Annotated in this window: 10 protein-coding genes, 10 tRNA genes, 2 rRNA genes, 1 riboswitch and 1 other annotated feature; of the genes, 18 read left to right on the plus strand and 4 right to left on the minus strand. The window is 41.2% G+C overall.

The features are described from left to right. Nucleotides 1-200: 200 nt before the first annotated feature. The 15 genes from R4146_RS04595 (at nucleotide 201) to R4146_RS04665 (ending at nucleotide 9,810) form a co-directional block, all read left to right on the plus strand. A 23S ribosomal RNA gene (locus R4146_RS04595) occupies nucleotides 201-3,115 on the plus strand. Between the two features lie 71 nt (nucleotides 3,116-3,186). Beyond that, a 5S ribosomal RNA gene (rrf, locus tag R4146_RS04600) occupies nucleotides 3,187-3,303 on the plus strand. A gap of 7 nt (nucleotides 3,304-3,310) precedes the next feature. After that, a tRNA-Asn gene (locus R4146_RS04605) sits at nucleotides 3,311-3,383 on the plus strand. Nucleotides 3,384-3,389: 6 nt separating this feature from the next. After that, nucleotides 3,390-3,480 (plus strand) — tRNA-Ser (locus tag R4146_RS04610). 11 nt (nucleotides 3,481-3,491) lie between these two features. Next, nucleotides 3,492-3,563 (plus strand) — tRNA-Glu (locus tag R4146_RS04615). A 41-nt stretch (nucleotides 3,564-3,604) separates the two neighbouring features. Then, nucleotides 3,605-3,678 (plus strand) — tRNA-Asp (locus R4146_RS04620). A 47-nt stretch (nucleotides 3,679-3,725) separates the two neighbouring features. Next, nucleotides 3,726-3,798, plus strand: a tRNA-Phe gene (locus tag R4146_RS04625). 5 nt (nucleotides 3,799-3,803) lie between these two features. Continuing rightward, nucleotides 3,804-3,886: transfer RNA gene (locus R4146_RS04630), tRNA-Tyr, on the plus strand. Between the two features lie 5 nt (nucleotides 3,887-3,891). Next, nucleotides 3,892-3,962 (plus strand) — tRNA-Trp (locus R4146_RS04635). A gap of 13 nt (nucleotides 3,963-3,975) precedes the next feature. Further along, nucleotides 3,976-4,048 (plus strand) — tRNA-His (locus R4146_RS04640). A 73-nt stretch (nucleotides 4,049-4,121) separates the two neighbouring features. Beyond that, nucleotides 4,122-4,192 (plus strand) — tRNA-Cys (locus R4146_RS04645). A gap of 14 nt (nucleotides 4,193-4,206) precedes the next feature. Next, nucleotides 4,207-4,291 (plus strand) — tRNA-Leu (locus R4146_RS04650). Between the two features lie 108 nt (nucleotides 4,292-4,399). Continuing rightward, entirely contained in the window at nucleotides 4,400-6,937 is a 2,538-nt protein-coding gene (locus tag R4146_RS04655; RefSeq protein WP_339960257.1) for an excinuclease ABC subunit UvrA, read from the plus strand. A gap of 43 nt (nucleotides 6,938-6,980) precedes the next feature. Next, a riboswitch (SMK box riboswitch) is annotated at nucleotides 6,981-7,065 on the plus strand. Further along, nucleotides 7,063-8,256 carry a methionine adenosyltransferase gene (metK, locus tag R4146_RS04660; RefSeq protein ID WP_339960258.1) on the plus strand — a complete coding sequence of 398 codons (1,194 nt, stop codon included), beginning with the start codon at nucleotides 7,063-7,065 and terminating at the stop codon, nucleotides 8,254-8,256. Its footprint overlaps the riboswitch before it by 3 nt. Before the next feature lie 72 nt (nucleotides 8,257-8,328). Further along, nucleotides 8,329-9,810 carry an MDR family MFS transporter gene (locus R4146_RS04665; protein ID WP_339960259.1) on the plus strand — a complete coding sequence of 494 codons (1,482 nt, stop codon included), beginning with the start codon at nucleotides 8,329-8,331 and terminating at the stop codon, nucleotides 9,808-9,810. Nucleotides 9,811-9,820: 10 nt separating this feature from the next. On the opposite strand, the gene mnmM is transcribed toward R4146_RS04665, so the two are convergent. Beyond that, on the minus strand, nucleotides 9,821-10,387 hold the full coding sequence (mnmM, locus tag R4146_RS04670; protein WP_339960260.1) for a tRNA 5-(aminomethyl)-2-thiouridylate-methyltransferase MnmM: 567 nt from the start codon (nucleotides 10,385-10,387) through the stop codon (nucleotides 9,821-9,823). A gap of 89 nt (nucleotides 10,388-10,476) precedes the next feature. Then, nucleotides 10,477-10,686: a binding site (T-box leader), on the plus strand. A 55-nt stretch (nucleotides 10,687-10,741) separates the two neighbouring features. Between mnmM and leuS the strand changes: the two genes are divergently transcribed. Both leuS and R4146_RS04680 read left to right on the plus strand, forming a co-directional pair. Continuing rightward, on the plus strand, nucleotides 10,742-13,162 hold the full coding sequence (gene leuS / locus R4146_RS04675) for a leucine--tRNA ligase (protein ID WP_339960261.1): 2,421 nt from the start codon (nucleotides 10,742-10,744) through the stop codon (nucleotides 13,160-13,162). 169 nt (nucleotides 13,163-13,331) lie between these two features. After that, a complete protein-coding gene (locus R4146_RS04680) occupies nucleotides 13,332-15,008 on the plus strand; it encodes a putative polysaccharide biosynthesis protein (protein ID WP_339960262.1) in 1,677 nt (558 codons plus the stop codon). Nucleotides 15,009-15,036: 28 nt separating this feature from the next. On the opposite strand, the gene R4146_RS04685 is transcribed toward R4146_RS04680, so the two are convergent. Continuing rightward, entirely contained in the window at nucleotides 15,037-15,864 is an 828-nt protein-coding gene (locus tag R4146_RS04685) for an NAD(P)H-hydrate dehydratase (protein ID WP_373695348.1), read from the minus strand. 116 nt (nucleotides 15,865-15,980) lie between these two features. Here R4146_RS04685 and pepV point away from each other — a divergent pair, with 116 nt between their 5' ends. Then, nucleotides 15,981-17,387, plus strand: a complete 1,407-nt coding sequence (pepV, locus tag R4146_RS04690; RefSeq protein WP_339960264.1) for a dipeptidase PepV — start codon at nucleotides 15,981-15,983, stop codon at nucleotides 17,385-17,387. Between the two features lie 166 nt (nucleotides 17,388-17,553). On the opposite strand, the gene R4146_RS04695 is transcribed toward pepV, so the two are convergent. Next, nucleotides 17,554-18,189: a deoxynucleoside kinase gene (locus R4146_RS04695; RefSeq protein ID WP_339960658.1), complete on the minus strand. Its 636-nt coding sequence runs from the start codon at nucleotides 18,187-18,189 to the stop codon at nucleotides 17,554-17,556. A 61-nt stretch (nucleotides 18,190-18,250) separates the two neighbouring features. After that, the gene (mscL, locus tag R4146_RS04700; RefSeq protein ID WP_339960265.1) at nucleotides 18,251-18,658 is read right to left on the minus strand and encodes a large-conductance mechanosensitive channel protein MscL; all 408 of its coding nucleotides are present in this window, start codon (nucleotides 18,656-18,658) and stop codon (nucleotides 18,251-18,253) included. Nucleotides 18,659-18,679 lie beyond the last annotated feature (21 nt).

Raw genomic sequence — 18,679 nt, forward strand, 5'->3', positions numbered from 1 at the left:
GAACCTTATGCAGTCATAGTTTTGTTTAGTTTTGAGAGGTCTACTCTCAACTTGGTTCTTTGAAAACTAGATAATATTTTAATTTTTCCAAATTGAATTGTATTAAATACAATTTCAACCGAGAACACCGCGTTATTTTGAGTTTTTTAAATAGTTTATTCGTATTTACTCAATTAACCAAATACCACTTCGTGGTAATAGGTTAAGTTATTAAGGGCGCATGGTGGATGCCTTGGTACTAGGAGCCGATGAAGGACGGGACTAACGCCGATATGCTTCGGGGAGCTGTACGTAAGCTTTGATCCGGAGATTTCCGAATGGGGAAACCCAATAATCTTTATCGATTATTACTTAATGACGAATTCATACTCATTAAGAGGCAGACGTGGGGAACTGAAACATCTAAGTACCCACAGGAAGAGAAAGAAAATTCGATTCCCTCAGTAGCGGCGAGCGAACGGGGATCAGCCCAAACCATTGAGTTTACTCGATGGGGTTGTAGGACTGAACATTTGAGTTACCAAAGGATTAGATAGTCGAAAGATCTGGGAAGTTCTGCGACACAAGGTGATAGCCCTGTAGACGAAATCTAATCCCCTCAGTTCAGGATCCTGAGTACGGCAATACACGTGAAACGTTGCCGGAATCCGGGAGGACCATCTCCCAAGGCTAAATACTCCCTAGTGACCGATAGTGAACCAGTACCGTGAGGGAAAGGTGAAAAGCACCCCGGAAGGGGAGTGAAATAGTTCCTGAAACCATGTGCCTACAAGCAGTTAGAGCCCGTTAATGGGTGATAGCGTGCCTCTTGCAGAATGAACCGGCGAGTTATGATAACATGCAAGGTTAAGACGAAAAATCGGAGCCGTAGCGAAAGCGAGTCTGAATAGGGCGCTTTAGTATGTTGTGATAGACCCGAAACCAGGTGATCTACCCATGTCCAGGCTGAAAGTGTGGTAAAACACACCGGAGGGCCGAACCCGTGTACGTTGAAAAGTGCTGGGATGAGGTGTGGGTAGCGGTGAAATTCCAAACGAACTTGGAGATAGCTGGTTCTCTCCGAAATAGCTTTAGGGTTAGCCTTGGAGTCGAGAATCATGGAGGTAGAGCACTGTTTGGATGAGGGGCCCGTCTTGGGTTACTGAATTCAGATAAACTCCGAATGCCATTGATTTATATCCAGGAGTCAGACGATGAGTGATAAGATCCACCGTCGAAAGGGGAACAGCCCAGACCACCAATTAAGGTCCCTAAATATATGCTGAGTGGAAAAGGATGTGGAGTTGCATAGACAACTAGGATGTTGGCTCAGAAGCAGCCACCATTTAAAGAGTGCGTAATAGCTCACTAGTCGAGTGATCCTGCGCCGAAAATTTACCGGGGCTAAGCATATTACCGAGATTGTGGACGTAACTTTGTTACGTGATAGGAGAGCGTTCTAAGGGCAATGAAGTCAGACCGTAAGGACTGGTGGAGCGCTTAGAAGTGAGAATGCCGGTATGAGTAGCGAAAGATCAGTGAGAATCTGATCCACCGAATGACTAAGGTTTCCTGGGGAAGGCTCGTCCTCCCAGGGTTAGTCGGGACCTAAGCCGAGGCTGAGAAGCGTAGGCGATGGATAACAGGTTGAGATTCCTGTACTAGTTAACTATGTTTGAACGATGGAAGGACGTAGGAGGCTAAACGTAGCATCCTGTTGGATATGGATGTTCAAGCACTAAGTCAGGTATTGAGTCAAATGCTTAATACCGGGTTGACAAGGTGTGATGAGGACCGAAATTTAGTAGGGAAGTCGTTGACGTCACACTACCGAGAAAAGTTTCTAGTTAGTAGTTAACTACCCGTACCGCAAACCGACACAGGTAGTCGAGGAGAGTATCCTAAGGTGAGCGAGTGAACTCTCGTTAAGGAACTCGGCAAAATGACCCCGTAACTTCGGGAGAAGGGGTGCTGCACTATGTGCAGCCGCAGTGAAAAAGCTCAGGCGACTGTTTATCAAAAACACAGGTTTCTGCAAAATCGTAAGATGAAGTATAGGGGCTGACGCCTGCCCGGTGCTGGAAGGTTAAGTGGATGAGTTAGCTTCGGCGAAGCTCAGAAACGAAGCCCCAGTAAACGGCGGCCGTAACTATAACGGTCCTAAGGTAGCGAAATTCCTTGTCGGGTAAGTTCCGACCCGCACGAAAGGCGTAACGATCTGAGCACTGTCTCAACGAGAGACTCGGTGAAATTGAGATACCTGTGAAGAAGCAGGTTACCCGCGACAGGACGGAAAGACCCCATGGAGCTTTACTGTAACTTGATATTGGGTGTTTGTATAGCTTGTACAGGATAGGTAGGAGCCATAGAAGTCGGAACGCTAGTTTCGATGGAGGCATTGGTGGGATACTACCCTCGCTGTATGAACACTCTAACCCGCACCACTCATCGTGGTGGGAGACAGTGTCTGGTTGGCAGTTTGACTGGGGCGGTCGCCTCCTAAACAGTAACGGAGGCGCCCAAAGGTTCCCTCAGAATGGTTGGAAATCATTCGACGAGTGTAAAGGCAGAAGGGAGCTTGACTGCGAGACATACAGGTCGAGCAGGGACGAAAGTCGGGCTTAGTGATCCGGTGGTACCGTATGGAAGGGCCATCGCTCAACGGATAAAAGCTACCCTGGGGATAACAGGCTTATCTCCCCCAAGAGTTCACATCGACGGGGAGGTTTGGCACCTCGATGTCGGCTCATCGCATCCTGGGGCTGTAGTTGGTCCCAAGGGTTGGGCTGTTCGCCCATTAAAGCGGTACGCGAGCTGGGTTCAGAACGTCGTGAGACAGTTCGGTCCCTATCCGTCGCGGGCGTAGGAAATTTGAGAGGAGCTGCTCTTAGTACGAGAGGACCGGAGTGGACATACCGCTGGTGTACCAGTTGTGCCGCCAGGCGCATCGCTGGGTAGCTATGTATGGATGAGATAAACGCTGAAAGCATCTAAGTGTGAAACCCACCTCGAGATGAGATTTCCCATTCCTTTATGGAAGTAAGACCCCTGAGAGATGATCAGGTAAATAGGTTGGAAGTGGAAGTGCAGTGATGCATGGAGCGGACCAATACTAATCGGTCGAGGACTTAACCAAGTAAGGTAGTTCTCACGGAAGAATAAAATATTATCTAGTTTTGAGAGAACGAAGTTCTCACAATTAAATAGTGTGGTGATGATTGCCAGAAGGATACACCTGTTCCCATGTCGAACACAGCAGTTAAGCTTCTGTACGCCAAAAGTAGTTGGGGGATCGCCCCCTGCGAGGATAGGACGTTGCCACGCAGATTATTCCGGCATAGCTCAGTTGGTAGAGCACCTGACTGTTAATCAGGTTGTCGACGGTTCGAGCCCGCCTGCCGGAGTTTTTTGGAGAGTTGTCCGAGAGGCCGAAGGAGCATCATTGGAAATGATGTAAACGGGTTAAAGCCTGTTTCGAGGGTTCGAATCCCTCACTCTCCATATTATTTTATGACCCGTTGGTCAAGTGGTTAAGACACTGCCCTTTCACGGCAGTAACATGGGTTCGAATCCCGTACGGGTCATTAGTAATTAAGAATTACTAATGATTATATTGCTTAAAAATGGTCCGTTGGTCCAGTTGGTTATGACGCCGCCCTGTCACGGCGGAGATCACGAGTTCGAGTCTCGTACGGACCGTTTTTTGATAATATCAAAAATTAAATATTTACCCTAGCAATTTTTTTGGCTCGGTAGCTCAGTTGGTAGAGCAACGGATTGAAGCTCCGTGTGTCGGCAGTTCGATTCTGTCCCGCGCCATTTACGGAGGGGTAGCGAAGTCTGGCTAAACGCGGCGGACTGTAAATCCGCTCCTTCGGGTTCGGTGGTTCGAATCCACTCCCCTCCATTTTTAGGGATATAGTTCAAGGGCAGAATACCGGTCTCCAAAACCGTTGATGTGGGTTCGATTCCTACTATCCCTGTTTTAATGCTATGGCGGTATTGGTGAAGTGGTTAACACATCGGTTTGTGGATCCGACACGCGTGGGTTCGATTCCCACATACCGCCCTTTATTTTGGATTTATTGATTCAATTTAGATTAGGCTTATCCCATAATTATTTGCATTAAATAGTTTTACATGGCGGTATAGCCAAGTGGTAAGGCAGAGGTCTGCAAAACCTTTATCACCGGTTCAAATCCGGTTACCGCCTTTATTATTCATTTTGCCGGAGTGGCGGAATTGGCAGACGCGCTGGACTCAAAATCCAGTGACCGTTTAGGTCGTGTGGGTTCGAACCCCACCTCCGGTATAAATATAAAAAGATGACGACATCATTTATTGATGTCGTTTTTTTGTGTCTAAAAATTTAATTGATATATAATATAACTATAATTATTAAAAATCGTGGAGGGGTATTATGTCGCTTTTAAATCATGAATCAATTCCGCACCAAATTGAAGTGCGAGGAGCCAAGGTTAATAACTTAAAGAATATTAATGTTGATATCCAATTAAATGCCTTTACTGCAATTACTGGAGTGTCAGGATCTGGAAAATCATCATTAGCAATGGGGGTTTTATATGCAGAGGGGGCTCGGCGTTATTTAAATGCACTTTCGACTTATACGCGTCGGCGAATCTCACAAGTTGGTAAAGCAGATGTGACGGAAGTTAAATCGTTACCATCTGCGATTGCATTAAGACAACGACCGACCGTTCCTAATGGTCGATCTACCGTTGGAACAATGTCTGAAGCAATGAATGTGATTAGATTAATGTTTTCTCGATTAGGTTCGCACGTTTGTCCGAATGGGCATCGTCTTGCACCCACGATTAAAGTTTCACAGGTAATGGATTTAGTCGGTAGCGATGAAATGGGCAAACTAACCTGTCCAACGTGTGGCGTTAAATTTAAAGTTCCTAGTGCCGAAGACTACGCATTTAACTCAGCGGGAGCGTGTCCAAAGTGTGAAGGAACCGGGGTCGTTCGCAGCATTGTTAGTGATCAATTAGTTCCTGATCCCAATAAGACCATTTTAGACGGTGCTGTGGCATCGTGGCGGCTTCCAGGACGTAATTTCATGCAATGGGTAGCACAAGCAGCAGGGGTGCGAATTGATGTTCCCTTTAAATCATTGTCCGAACGTGAACGCGAGATTGTATTTCATGGTCCGGTAAAAACATATGCAATTAACATTCCGACTAAAACTGGTAAGGGATTTCATATGGATAACGCGAAGTACGAAAATGCATATGCAGCAGTGGAAGATAGCTTAAAAACAACTAAAAACGAAAAGGCCATTCAACGATTAAATCGTTTCTATGAATTTCAAACCTGTCCGTATTGTCATGGGCAACGGTTTAACCCTAAGTTGTTAACAACGTTACTAGTTGATAAAAATATTGCTCAAGTAGCCAATTTAACCATTGATGAATTAATGAAATTTATGCAATCAATAAAAGCATGGTTACCTAATGATATGGATACGTTAGCTAATAATTTAATTGGCGAGTTGAAAGATACTTTAACCCCACTAATCGAAATGGGATTAGACTACTTAACTTTAGCCCGTGCTGGTAATACCCTTTCCACTGGGGAACTACAAAGAATTCAACTTGGTCGTACTTTACGTAGTCAGACAACTGGTGTTTTATATGTATTAGATGAACCTTCAATCGGACTACATGCTGCTAATGTAACCGGCCTAATTAAAATTTTTCGGCGCCTAATATCGCAAGGTAATACATTAGTCGTTGTTGACCATAACACTCGTGTAATTGAGGCGGCAGATTATGTAGTTGAAATTGGTCCCGAGGCAGGACGGAATGGTGGTACAGTTGTTGATCATGGAACGGTTGCTGAAGTAAAACATGATAAGCATTCATTGATTGCGCCGTTTTTAAATGGAACTGCTAAGGATATTGTGCGAAAACAGGCATCAGCAGATACGATGTTTGACTTCGGGACATTAGAAATTGACATTGCCCACCGAAATAACTTAAAGCATGTGGATGTTAAAATTCCTAAACAACGGATGTCAGTAATTTCTGGCTTTTCTGGGGCCGGTAAATCAACGTTGGCGTTTGATGGCATTGTAACAGCAATGAACAAGCAAAAGCAGCATCAAGCACTACCAAGTTATATTACTAAATTTAATAATGCTGGGTTGACTAACTTAGTTCAAATTGACTCTACGCCGATTGGTAAAAATGTACGTTCAACAGTGGCCACTTATTCTGGTATTTTAGACATTATTAGACCTATTTTTGCGAAAACTGATTATGCTAAGCAACATCATTGGAATGCAGGCCGGTTTTCATATAATGTCAAAAGTGGAGCATGTCCTAATTGTGATGGAACTGGAGTAATTTCATTAGACATCCAATATTTACCCGATATGACAATGCAGTGTCCGGTCTGTCATGGCAAGCGTTATTCAGATGAAACATTGAAAGCTAAATGGAATGGCTATTCAATTGCTGATGTATTACAGCTTTCAGTTGAACAAGCACTACCAGTCTTTAAGACCGTGCCTAAGGTGGCATCAATTTTAAATGCGTTGATTGAAATGGGGTTAGGGTACCTTATTTTAGGTGAAAGTACCCCCATTTTATCTGGTGGTGAAGCGCAACGATTGAAGTTAGTTACTCAAATGGGTCAGGATCAAAGCGATACGTTATTTATTTTCGATGAACCATCAGTCGGTCTGCACCCGAAGGATGTACAAGTTTTAAACCATGTGTTTAGCCGCTTAATTGATAATGGCGCAACGGTATTAGTAATTGAACACGATTTAGATGTAATCATGAATGCGGATTATGTCATTGACCTGGGCCCTAAGGGTGGCTTATTAGGGGGAAAAGTGGTGGCTACTGGGACTCCTCAAGCGGTCGCTGATAATCCAAATAGTATCACTGGTAAGTATTTAAAACAGCATTTGGAATTGTTCGATTAAATCGCTCGCTGCTTTTAATTAGTTAACATTTGTGATAATCTAATATAGTTATGAGTCTATTCCCGATAGGATTCACATCTGTGAAGCTGCCTTGTAACCAAAATATTTAGGGGGAATTATTAATTATGAGAGAAAAACATTTATTTACTTCAGAATCCGTTTCTGAAGGCCATCCAGATAAAATTGCGGACCAAATTAGTGATGCAATCTTGGATGCACTTTTGGCTAAGGATCCAGATGCACGGGTGGCGTGTGAAACTTCCGTAACAACTGGATTAGTATTGGTATTTGGTGAAATTTCTACAACTGCTTATGTTAATATTCAAAAGGTAGTTCGTGATACGATTAGAAGAATTGGTTACACTGATTCTTCATTCGGTTTTGATGCTGATACCTGTGCAGTAATGGTAGCGATTGATGAACAATCACCTGATATTGCTCAAGGGGTCGATGATTCTTTAGAAACTAGAGAAGGGTCCGAAGATGACATTTTGAACCAAATCGGTGCTGGTGATCAAGGAATTATGTTCGGGTATGCAATCGATGAAACACCTGAATTAATGCCATTACCAATTGCGTTAAGCCATAAGTTAATGCGTAAAACCGCGGAACTCAGAAAAAATGGCTCAATATCATACCTACGGCCTGATGCTAAGGCGGAAGTAACGGTTGAATATGATGACGATAACCATCCCATTCATGTGGATACGGTGGTCATTAGTACTCAACACGATCCAGAAGTTAGCTTAGACCAAATTAGAACTGATATGATTAACAAAGTGATTAAAGAAGTAATTCCTAGCGAATTATTAGATGACACTACTAAGTACTTTATTAATCCTACTGGCCGTTTCGTAATCGGAGGTCCTCAAGGAGATGCCGGACTAACCGGCCGTAAGATCATTGTTGATACTTATGGTGGAGCTGCCCATCATGGTGGGGGTGCCTTTTCTGGTAAGGATGCTACTAAGGTGGACCGTTCTGCTAGTTATGCTGCTAGATACATTGCTAAGAACATCGTTGCTGCCGGGTTAGCACACAAACTTGAAATTCAATTAGCATATGCAATTGGTGTGGCCCAACCGGTATCTATTTCTATTGATACCTATGGGACTAGTGATATTTCAGAAGAAGCATTAACAGATGCGGTTAGAAAGATTTTCGACTTAAGACCAGCTGGAATTATTAAGATGTTGGACTTAAAACGACCAATCTATGAAGCAACTGCTGCTTATGGTCACTTTGGTAGAACTGATGTAGATCTACCATGGGAACATACCGATAAAGTTGATGAACTAAAAGCATTGTTTAATAAATAAGCGAATTATTAAAAAACTCCTAATTGAATTATCGATTAGGATGTTTTTTTATCGTTTTGGTTAGGTGAGTAAATGAATAACGGAAAAAAGAATGAAACAAATACGATGATTGTGACAACGTCATTGTTCGTAGCGACCTTTTTAAGTGCAATTGAGGGAACAATCGTGTCAACTGCAATGCCAACAATCGTGGGTGAATTACATGGCGTGTCCCTAATGAATTGGGTATTTTCAATTTATTTATTGACCAGTTCAATTGCCACCCCCATTTATGGTAAACTATCAGATTTATTAGGACGTAAACGGGTATTAGTGGCTGGATTATCAGTTTTTATAGTTGGTTCCCTACTGTCTGGGATTACCAGCAGCATGGAAGCCTTGATTGTTTGGCGTGCCCTGCAGGGACTGGGCGCGGGGGTAATTTTACCCGTTTCATATGCAATGATTGCAGATATTTATCCATTTGCTAAACGTTCTAAGATCATTGGACTAAATAGTGCTGGCTGGGGAATATCAGCAGTAATTGCGCCACTATTGGGTGGTTTTATTGTTGATACATTAGGGTGGCGTTGGATCTTTTTAATAAACATCCCAATCGGCTTGATCACAATGGGGCTGATTATTTATTACTTTAAAGAGACGATGGTCACTCGTAAACGAGTATCAATTGATTACTTAGGGACCATTTACTTAACGGTCGTTTTGTTATCGTTGATGTTAATGATTCAAATTCTAGGTGATAAGTCGGTGGGACTATCTAGACTGGCATTTTTATTTCTAATTTGTTTTGCTAGTATCGTTTTATTCATTCGACGTGAACATTCATTTATTGATCCAATTATTCCGATGGGGATGTTTAAACATGGCTCATTTGTGGCACAAAATGCAGTTGCATTTTTCATTAGTGGCTTTGTGATGTGTATTGAAGTATATGTTCCCAATTGGATTCAAGGAATTAAGGGTTTTAAGGCCTCAATTGCAGGATTAGCCCTGACGCCTAGTTCTGTTCTATGGGTGTTAGGATCATTTGCTTCGGGCTGGTTGATTACTAAAATTCATTCCAAGTATGTTACGACTGTCGGAATTGGCTTTGTCCTATTAGGGAGCATTATTTTTGTTCTAGCTAACCAAACCTTATCGTTAAGCTGGTTTTTTATCACCACGGCCCTTAGCGGGTTTGGATTTGGGATCGTAATGACGAACACGACGGTAATTGTGCAACAAAAGGTTTCTGATTATGACGTAGGCGCGGCTACGTCATTTAACGTCCTTTGTCGTACGTTAGGCCAAACATTATTTATTGCCATCTTTGGAATCTTCATGAACACCTCGTTACGTGTAGGGGTATTACAAATCGATGGAGCATCGATCAAAAAGGTCAATAAATTGATGAGTCCAGAAACGGCAGTTTTATTACCAGCTAAGTTAATTCCTAGTTTAAAAACCATTTTATTTAATGCATTGCATAACGTGTTTGTGGTAGGGATGGTAGTTGTCATGATTGCGTTGATCATTAATCTATCCTATCACCATCTAAAAAAAGATGAGGCCTAATTGATTGGCTTCATCTTTTTTGGATGGCAATTAAAATGGGTGGTTGATTCACTTGATTGATGAATTGATAGTTTAAAACGGTGTATTGTTTTTGATCCAGTTGTTCTACGAATTGAATTACGGTCTGCTTTTCTGCTGGGCCGCCGGGATGTCCATAGTATAGGACTAAGGCAACGATACCATTTTTTGTCAAGCGACTTAAGCATGCTTTAACGGCTGGAATCGTTGTATCAGCAGTAGTGATCTTTTGATGGTCACCACCTGGTAAGTATCCCAGATTAAAAATGGCAGCAGCAATTGGAGTATCAATTGGGACAACTTGATCGATATTTTCGTGGCCAGTTTGAAATAGTTCCACTGGCTGCATTAAATGTGCAGCGTTCAATCGCTTTTCTGTGTTATCGATGGCTAATGCTTGGATATCAAAGCCATAAACATGACCGTTTTTACCAACTTGATCGGCTAAAAAGGCGGTGTCATTGCCATTACCTACGGTACCATCAATAACGATATCACCGGATTGAATGACTTGTGATAGCAAGGTGTGGCTAAAGTATAATGCGGGTTGTAGCTTCATTGTCAGGCTCCTTTATGGATTAATAATTAGATTATGATTAAATTATGATTGCTTTTATGCTTCAACTTTGCTATTATAACATTAATTAAATAAATAATTGGATGCGAAATAGTAGCTATCCTAATTTTTTCAGAGACTAAATGGTTAGTGTGAATTTAGACTATTAGCTAGTGAACTCATCGCAGGTAATTTTAATTGAAATTGATAATTAGTAAATTAAAACGTTTTCCGCGTTATGGAATTAAGTGCTTTACAAATGTAAAGAATTTAGGTGGTACCGCGGAATGATCGTCCTATAGAAAGTTTTTTCTATGGGGCGATTTTTGTTTTAAATTTAAAAGGAGGAAGTTTTATATGCCTTACGATCATCTTGATATTGAAAAGAAGTGGCAACGTTACTGGGACAAACACCAAACTTTTGCAACCGGTGATGATGAAAATAAAGAAAAATACTATGTACTAGATATGTTCCCTTACCCATCTGGGAAAGGATTGCACGTTGGACATCCGGAAGGTTATACTGCGACTGATATTATGGCGCGGATGAAACGGATGCAAGGTAAGAACGTTTTACATCCAATGGGATGGGATGCGTTCGGACTTCCTGCTGAACAATATGCATTGAAGACTGGTCATCATCCAGGTAAGTTTACAGAAGAAAACATTGCGCATTTTAAAGATCAAATTAAGGCACTTGGCTTTTCGTATGATTGGAATCGAGAAGTTAATACAACTGATCCTAAGTATTACAAATGGACGCAATGGATTTTTGAACAACTATACAAGAAGGGCTTAGCTTACGAAGATAAAATCGAAGTTAACTGGGCCCCAGACTTAATGGGTGGAACCGTTGTGGCGAACGAAGAAGTTATCAATGGTAAAACTGAACGGGGTGGTTTCCCAGTTTATCGGGTTCCAATGCGTCAATGGGTCTTGAAAATTACTGCATATGCTGATCGTTTGATTGACGATCTAGATGACGTGGACTGGCCTGAAAGTATCAAGGAAATGCAACGGAACTGGATTGGTCGGTCCGTTGGGGCTAGTGTTGACTTTAAGGTCAAGGGCCATGATGGTAAGCAAGTAGAAGTCTTTACTACCCGTCCAGATACTTTATTTGGAGCTACTTACATGGTGTTAGCACCTGAACATGAGTTAGTGGATCAAATTACTACGCCTGACCAAAAAGCAGCCGTTGAGGCCTACAAGAAGGAAGTTTCCACTAAGTCTGACCTTGAAAGAACCGATTTAAATAAGAACAAGAGTGGGGTCTTCACCGGAGCTTATGGCATTAACCCAATCAACGGTGAAGCCATTCCAATTTGGATCGGTGATTACGTTCTTTCCTCATATGGAACTGGTGCGATTATGGCTGTACCAGCCCACGATGATCGTGATTACGAATTTGCTACTAAGTTTGACCTACCAATCAAGCCCGTAATTGAAGGTGGCGACATTGCTAAGGAAGCTTACACTGGTGATGGAGTTCACATTAACTCTGGATTCTTGGATGGAATGGATAAAAAGACTGCGATTAAAGCAGCTATTGATTGGTTAACTGAACATAAAGTCGGGCATAAGAAGGTCAACTACCGGCTTCGTGATTGGATTTTCTCCCGGCAAAGATACTGGGGTGAACCAATTCCAGTTATTCACTGGGAAGATGGTGAAACCACATTAGTGCCAGAAGATGAATTACCATTGAAGTTACCAAATACTGATAACTTGAAACCATCTGGAACTGGTGAAAGTCCATTAGCTAACGTTTCCGATTGGGTTAACGTGGTCGACAAGAATGGTCGGAAGGGTAAACGTGAAACGAACACCATGCCACAATGGGCTGGTAGTTCATGGTACTACCTTCGCTACATCGATCCACATAACGATAAAATGATTGCAGATCCTGAAAAACTAAAATACTGGCTACCAGTTGACCTATACGTTGGTGGTGCTGAACATGCGGTATTGCACTTACTATATGCTCGTTTCTGGCATAAAGTACTTTATGACCTTGGCGTCGTTCCAACTAAGGAACCATTCCAAAAGTTAGTTAACCAAGGAATGATTTTAGGAACGAACCATGAAAAGATGTCCAAATCAAAAGGGAATGTAATCAACCCTGATGACATTGTGCAAGAATATGGGGCCGATACATTACGTCTTTACGAAATGTTCATGGGTCCATTGACGGAAGCTAAGCCATGGAGTACTGAAGGAATTAATGGTTCTTATCGTTGGTTGAAGCGGGTATGGAGATTATTCATTGATGATAATAACCATCTTCGTGACCGGGTTACTACCATTAACGACGGAACGTTAGACAAGATTTACAATCAAACCGTTAAGACCGTCTCAAATGATATGGAACAAATGCGCTTTAACGTTGCAATTTCACAAATGATGGTCTTTATCAACGAAGCGTACAAAGCAGACAGTCTACCACTAGAATATGTTGAAGGATTCATTAAGATGCTTTCACCAATTGCGCCTCATATTGCTGAAGAATTATGGAGTAAGTGTGGTCATGATGAAACAATCGCATATGAACCATGGCCTACCTACGATGAAAGCAAACTAGTAGAATCAACCGTTCAAATGGTCGTTCAAGTGAATGGTAAGGTTCGGACTCACATTAAAACTGATTTAAAGGCTGATAAAGATGCAATTGAAAAACAAGCCTTAGCTGATCCAAAGGTGAAAGAATTTACTGATGGTAAGACGATTAGAAAGGTAATCGTAGTGCCAGGTAAGATTATTAATATTGTTGCTAACTAATGGATATATTTAGTTAATTTAAAAAGTTCGCTATTAAAGCGAGCTTTTTTTGTAATTAAATTTATCATTATTTATGGAGTAATGTATTGCTATCAATTTCTGGATTGATGTAAAATAGATTAGTTATTGTATCAAAACTAGAAATCGATTAGAAAGTAGGAAATTAAATATGCAAGAGAGTGAACGCGAAGATGAAGTAGAACTAGCAACGGGGGATGATAGTTCTAAAGATACGATGCTAAAGGGATCGGCCTGGATGACGGCCGGTAGTATCTTGTCTAGAATCCTAGGGGCCGTCTATATTATTCCATGGCGAATATGGTTCGCTTCATTCTTCTTTCAGGCCAATGCATTGTATGTTCAAGGATACAACGTATATGGCGTGCTATTGATTGCCGCCATTGCTGGAATTCCATCGGCTGTGGCCAAACAAGTGGCCCATTATAATACCTTAAACGAGTATGGGGTTGGCTTTAAGTTATATAAACGGGGCTTGCTATTATCGATCAGTACTGGAATTGTATTCGCGTTACTATTGTACTTTGGAGCGCCGCTGTTAGATAACGGTGATAAAAACGTTATCCCCGTAATGCGTGCGTTATCGTGGGCCATTTTAATCATTCCAACAATGAGTTTGACGCGTGGGTTCTTCCAAGGTTACCAGGATATGGCGCCTTCTGCTATTTCACAATTTGTGGAGCAATTAGTCCGGGTTGCATACATGTTGATTACGGCATTATTGATCATGCACCTAGGGGTCATTAAGGGCGATTGGATCACGGCGGTTTCTCAGTCTACGTTCGCAGCGTTCATGGGGGCTGTTGCCGGACTATTGATTTTAGGATATTACTACTTCAAACGTCGTCATTATTACCGCAATTTAGTGGCTAATAGTAATAATCAATTAGAAGTTAAAACGACCCAGCTATATAAAGAAATTATTCAACAGGCCGTTCCATTCATTATTTTGGGGGCCGGCGTTTTAATTTTTCAATTAATTGATCAATTTACGTTCTTTGATTTAATGCGGATTTTCCGTCACTATCCAGAAGTAGTATTACAAAAATTATTTGCTATTTATGCTGGAAATGCCAATAAGTTAGTTATGATTACGATCTCATTGGCATCCGCATTAGCAATTACGGTAGTGCCATTGTTATCTAAGGCCTACACAAGTAAGGACTATGAAGGAATTCGTCGTGAAATTATTAATGGATTGATTTTATTTGAATTTATTATGATTCCTTCTGCATTGGGGATGGCTGCCATTGCGGGACCGCTCAATCGCTTGTTTAACGGGACTGGCTATGGGCATTTATCTGCTAACATCCTTACATTTTACTCAGTGGTGTCAATTATTTTAGGATTATTTACGGTAATTTCTGCCATTATGCAGGGGATTTATCAAAATAAACTAGCGGTGAAATACTTCATCATTGGAACCATTGTTAAGGTAATCTGTCAAATTCCAGCCATTGCATTATTTGGGACTTTCGGCCCCTTAGTTTCCACTTCACTAGGGTTCATTGTTACCAACGGTCTAATCTTACGCTCATTGACTAAGCAGTTTAATATTCGTTACCACTTGGTCGTTAAGCGGACGAATCAAATTTTATTATTCTCCATTTTAACTTATTTAGCCGCTTTGATTGGTGTGTTCGCATTTAACTGGTTATTAGGGCATGTTATGGACATTAACGGAACGATTGGTAGTGGAATCGTAACCTTCATATCTGTAATGATGGGTGGCGGAGTTTACATCTACCTAGTTTTAAAAACCAGAGTTGCCGATCGCGTAATGGGCGCAAGAGTTGGTAGATTGCGTAATAAATTGCATATTAAATAAAAAAGAATCGACAGTTGTCGATTCTTTTTTATGCTTCATTTGCCTTCATAAATTCTGGAATGTGGTGAATAATTTGGTGAGGTAGGACTACGTATTGGTGTTGAGCTAACTCGTCGGCAATTGCACTGTGTGCATATACTGCGGATGCAACTGCTAGGTCAACATTGCTAAATTGAGCCACGAAACCACCAATCATCCCCGCTAGTGTATCCCCCATTCCACCAGTTGCTTGAGCTGGGGTCCCAGTTGTATTTTCAAATACATCATTGGCAGTGTAAACCTGGGTATGGCTAGATTTTAATACTACAGTGGCGTTCAGTTGATCACGGACTGCCTTATTTTTATCCACGTCTGCTTGATCTGGTAGTGAGATTCCAGAGAGTCGCTTCCATTCCATTTGATGAGGAGTAAAGATTAAATGCGCCTTGGGTAAGCTAAGGTGATGGGTTGCGATTAATGTAATTGCTGAACCATCAATGATAATCTTTTGGTCGGGTTGAACGGTATCTAATACGGTTTTTAAAATATTTAATGCATCATCATCAGTGCCTAGTCCACAGCCAATTACAATGACATCAGCGCCACTAACGCTACTTTTGAGCATTGCTTCGTCATGGTAATCAGCAACCATGGCTTCAGGCAATTGGGCGTGTAAACTAGTCCGATTGACGGGATCGGTTAAGGTGGTCACTAAGCCGGCCCCTGAGTAAACAGCAGCCATGGTCGCCATAATAATGGCCCCCCCAAAGTTTTGACTACCTCCGACTAGGGTAATGTGACCGTAAGTTCCCTTAAAGCTATCTGTTGGTCGAATTCGAATGGTTTGTTTTGCAGTTGCTTCTGTAATGTATTTCATCATTTCCACCTCTTAAAATTTATTATAGCATTCTAGTTTCACGACTTGAAACATGTTAACTTAGGTCAGTTATGCTAAAATTGAATATAGTTACATAAACTAAGGAGGTTGTTTAAATGACAATTGATTGGAAACAAAAAGCAAAGGATTATCAAGCTGATTACCTAGCTGATTTAAAGGCATTAGTCGCCATTGATAGTGAACGGGATGACGAACATGCTAGCGATGAATTTCCCCTAGGTCCTGGTCCTGCCGCTGCGTTAACTAAATACTTAGAAATTGGTAAACGAGATGGCTTTAAGACTAAGAACTATGATAATTTAGCTGGCTATATTGAATACGGTGAGGGTGATCAAACCCTAGGAATTTTAGTGCACGCTGATGTGATGCCTGCTGGTGAAGGTTGGAATACCGATCCGTTTGAATTAACCATTAAGGATAATGTTGCTTATGGTCGTGGTACCTCTGATGATAAAGGGCCTGGATTAGCAGCCTACTACGGTTTAAGAATGTTAAAGGATGCTGGCATTAAGCCTAAGTTCAAGATTCGGTTCTTAATTGGGACGGATGAAGAAAGTAATTGGACTGGCATCAAGCATTACTTAGACTTAGAACCAGCTCCTGACTTTGGGTTTTCACCTGATGCTGAATTCCCAGTAATTAACGGTGAAAAGGGTAATACGACGTTCATTACTAAATTTGTTGGTCATCAAAAGGGTGAAGAAGACACTGAATTTACGTTACGGAGCTTTAAGTCTGGATTACGTGATAACATGGTTCCACGGGATGCCGAAGCAGTGTTAGAATCCGATGATAATGAAAAGGTATCCGATGCATTTACTAAGTTCTTGGACCAATACCCAGTTAGTGGAGACTCCCAAGTAACCGATGAAGGCCTTCATTTACATGTGATTGGTAAATCGGCCCATGGAATGGAACCAGATGATGGATTAAATGCCGGGACTTATCTAGCATTATTCTTAAGCCAATATCAATATGCTGGAGATGCCCAAGCATTTATCTCATTTATAGCTAATAAGTTACACGATGATTCCAGAGCACATAAGTTAGGCATTAACAAAACTGATGATGTGATGGGTGACTTAACCATGAACGTCGGAATTATGCGTTTTGACATCAAAGATGGTGGAATGGTCAACACAAACTTTAGATATCCTAAGGGAATTGGACCTAAGGAAATTGAAGCCGGACTAGTTGCTGGTGCAAATGGTGGTTCTGTATCACAAGAAGATGACATGGCACCACACTATGTACCAAGTGATGATCCAATCGTGCAAAAATTAATTGCCGTATACAAAGATTTAAGTGGCGAAACTGAAGCGAAACCCCACGTTGTTGGTGGTGGTTCATTTGGTCGCTTAATGGATCGTGGAGTTGCGTTTGGGGCATTGTTCCCATGGACTAAGAACACGATGCACCAAGCTAATGAATTTCAACCAATTGATGATTTAACGTTAGCAATGGCCATTTATGGGAGCGCATTAGCTGCATTAAATGAATAATTAATAAATATGGGATGCAGAAGCATCCGTTAAGATACTATTGTGCTAGATAAAAGGGGCTTCGAATTTAATCGAAGCTCCTTTTAATATTTACGGTTTTAAACCACATTTAGTCATCAAAAAACACCCTAAGTTGATATTGATCTTCGGGTGTCATACATAATGATTAAATTTTATACTTGGTTACGGCAGCATCGATTTGGGATAATACAATGGGGAGATTATCAGGATCTGATAGGTCGTATGTTTGCAAGTCGATTTTAACTTTAGGACTTTTATCATATTCTGCAAACCACGTTTGATAGGCTTGCCAGAGTCGGTAGTAATAATCCTTTAGTTCCGGGTGGGCATCGATTTGTTCAAAGGCACGGCCCCGTTTCTTAATGCGCTTTAAAACTGTATCAAAGTCAGTATAAACATAGACTAATAGATTGGGATGTGCCTGGGGGATGGCATTTAAATCATCTAGCATGTTGTTTAGTAGCCCCTGATAAACATCCCATTCAGAATCTGAAATATTACCATCAAGATGATTTTGCTTGGTAAATAAAGCATCCTCATAAATTGAACGATCTAAGATGTTGTGGGGAGCATTTAATGCCCGTTTGATCATTTTAAAACGTTTATTTAGAAAAAAGATTTGGAGTAAGAATCCATAACGCTTAGGATCTGCATAATAAAGTGGTAGGACTGGATTATCACCTACTGGTTCGAAGAATGGTCGACTATTAAAATGCTTGGCCATTCGATCGGTAAGTGTAGTTTTACCGGATCCAATCATTCCAGATGTAATTATCAAAATTTAAACTTCCTTTACTAATATAGAAGGCATTTAACAAATTTGTTAAATGCCAACAGTGATTTTACTTATTTTGATTTGATTGATCATTTGAATTAGAACTATCGTTGCTTTGGTTAGTTGCTAATAATCCCTTGATGTCAGTTAGTAACTGATCAGTAGTACTCATCTTGGAACTGGTATCGCGTTTAGTAACGCGGTTAACGATTTTTACAATGATGAAGACTACGAAAGCAATGATTAAGAAATTAATTACAGAGTTGATAAATAAACCATATTTAAAGTGGGCTTTACCAACCGTTAATACTAATCCAGATAAGTCGATCTTTCCCAGAAAAATCCCAATTAATGGATTGATTAAATTAGCAGTTAATGATTGAACAATAGCAGTAAAGGCTGACCCAATAATAACCCCGACGGCTAAATCAATTACACTACCACGTGCAATAAATGCTTTAAAATCCTTTAGCATAATAACTCTCCTTTGTTTAGT

Origin of the sequence: Nicoliella lavandulae (assembly GCF_037546185.1) — a bacterium.
In the GTDB taxonomy this organism is placed as follows: Bacteria; Bacillota; Bacilli; order Lactobacillales; family Lactobacillaceae; genus Nicoliella; species Nicoliella lavandulae.

Excerpts from the sequence above, each read along its gene's own strand:
- pepV (WP_339960264.1), top strand. The coding sequence starts at position 15,981 with ATGACAATTGATTGGAAACAAAAAGCAAAGGATTATCAAGCTGATTAC.
- mscL (WP_339960265.1), bottom strand. The coding sequence starts at position 18,658 with ATGCTAAAGGATTTTAAAGCATTTATTGCACGTGGTAGTGTAATTGAT.
- R4146_RS04665 (WP_339960259.1), top strand. The coding sequence starts at position 8,329 with ATGAATAACGGAAAAAAGAATGAAACAAATACGATGATTGTGACAACG.
- R4146_RS04685 (WP_373695348.1), bottom strand. The coding sequence starts at position 15,864 with ATGAAATACATTACAGAAGCAACTGCAAAACAAACCATTCGAATTCGA.
- R4146_RS04680 (WP_339960262.1), top strand. The coding sequence starts at position 13,332 with ATGCAAGAGAGTGAACGCGAAGATGAAGTAGAACTAGCAACGGGGGAT.
- metK (WP_339960258.1), top strand. The coding sequence starts at position 7,063 with ATGAGAGAAAAACATTTATTTACTTCAGAATCCGTTTCTGAAGGCCAT.
- mnmM (WP_339960260.1), bottom strand. The coding sequence starts at position 10,387 with ATGAAGCTACAACCCGCATTATACTTTAGCCACACCTTGCTATCACAA.
- R4146_RS04655 (WP_339960257.1), top strand. The coding sequence starts at position 4,400 with ATGTCGCTTTTAAATCATGAATCAATTCCGCACCAAATTGAAGTGCGA.
- leuS (WP_339960261.1), top strand. The coding sequence starts at position 10,742 with ATGCCTTACGATCATCTTGATATTGAAAAGAAGTGGCAACGTTACTGG.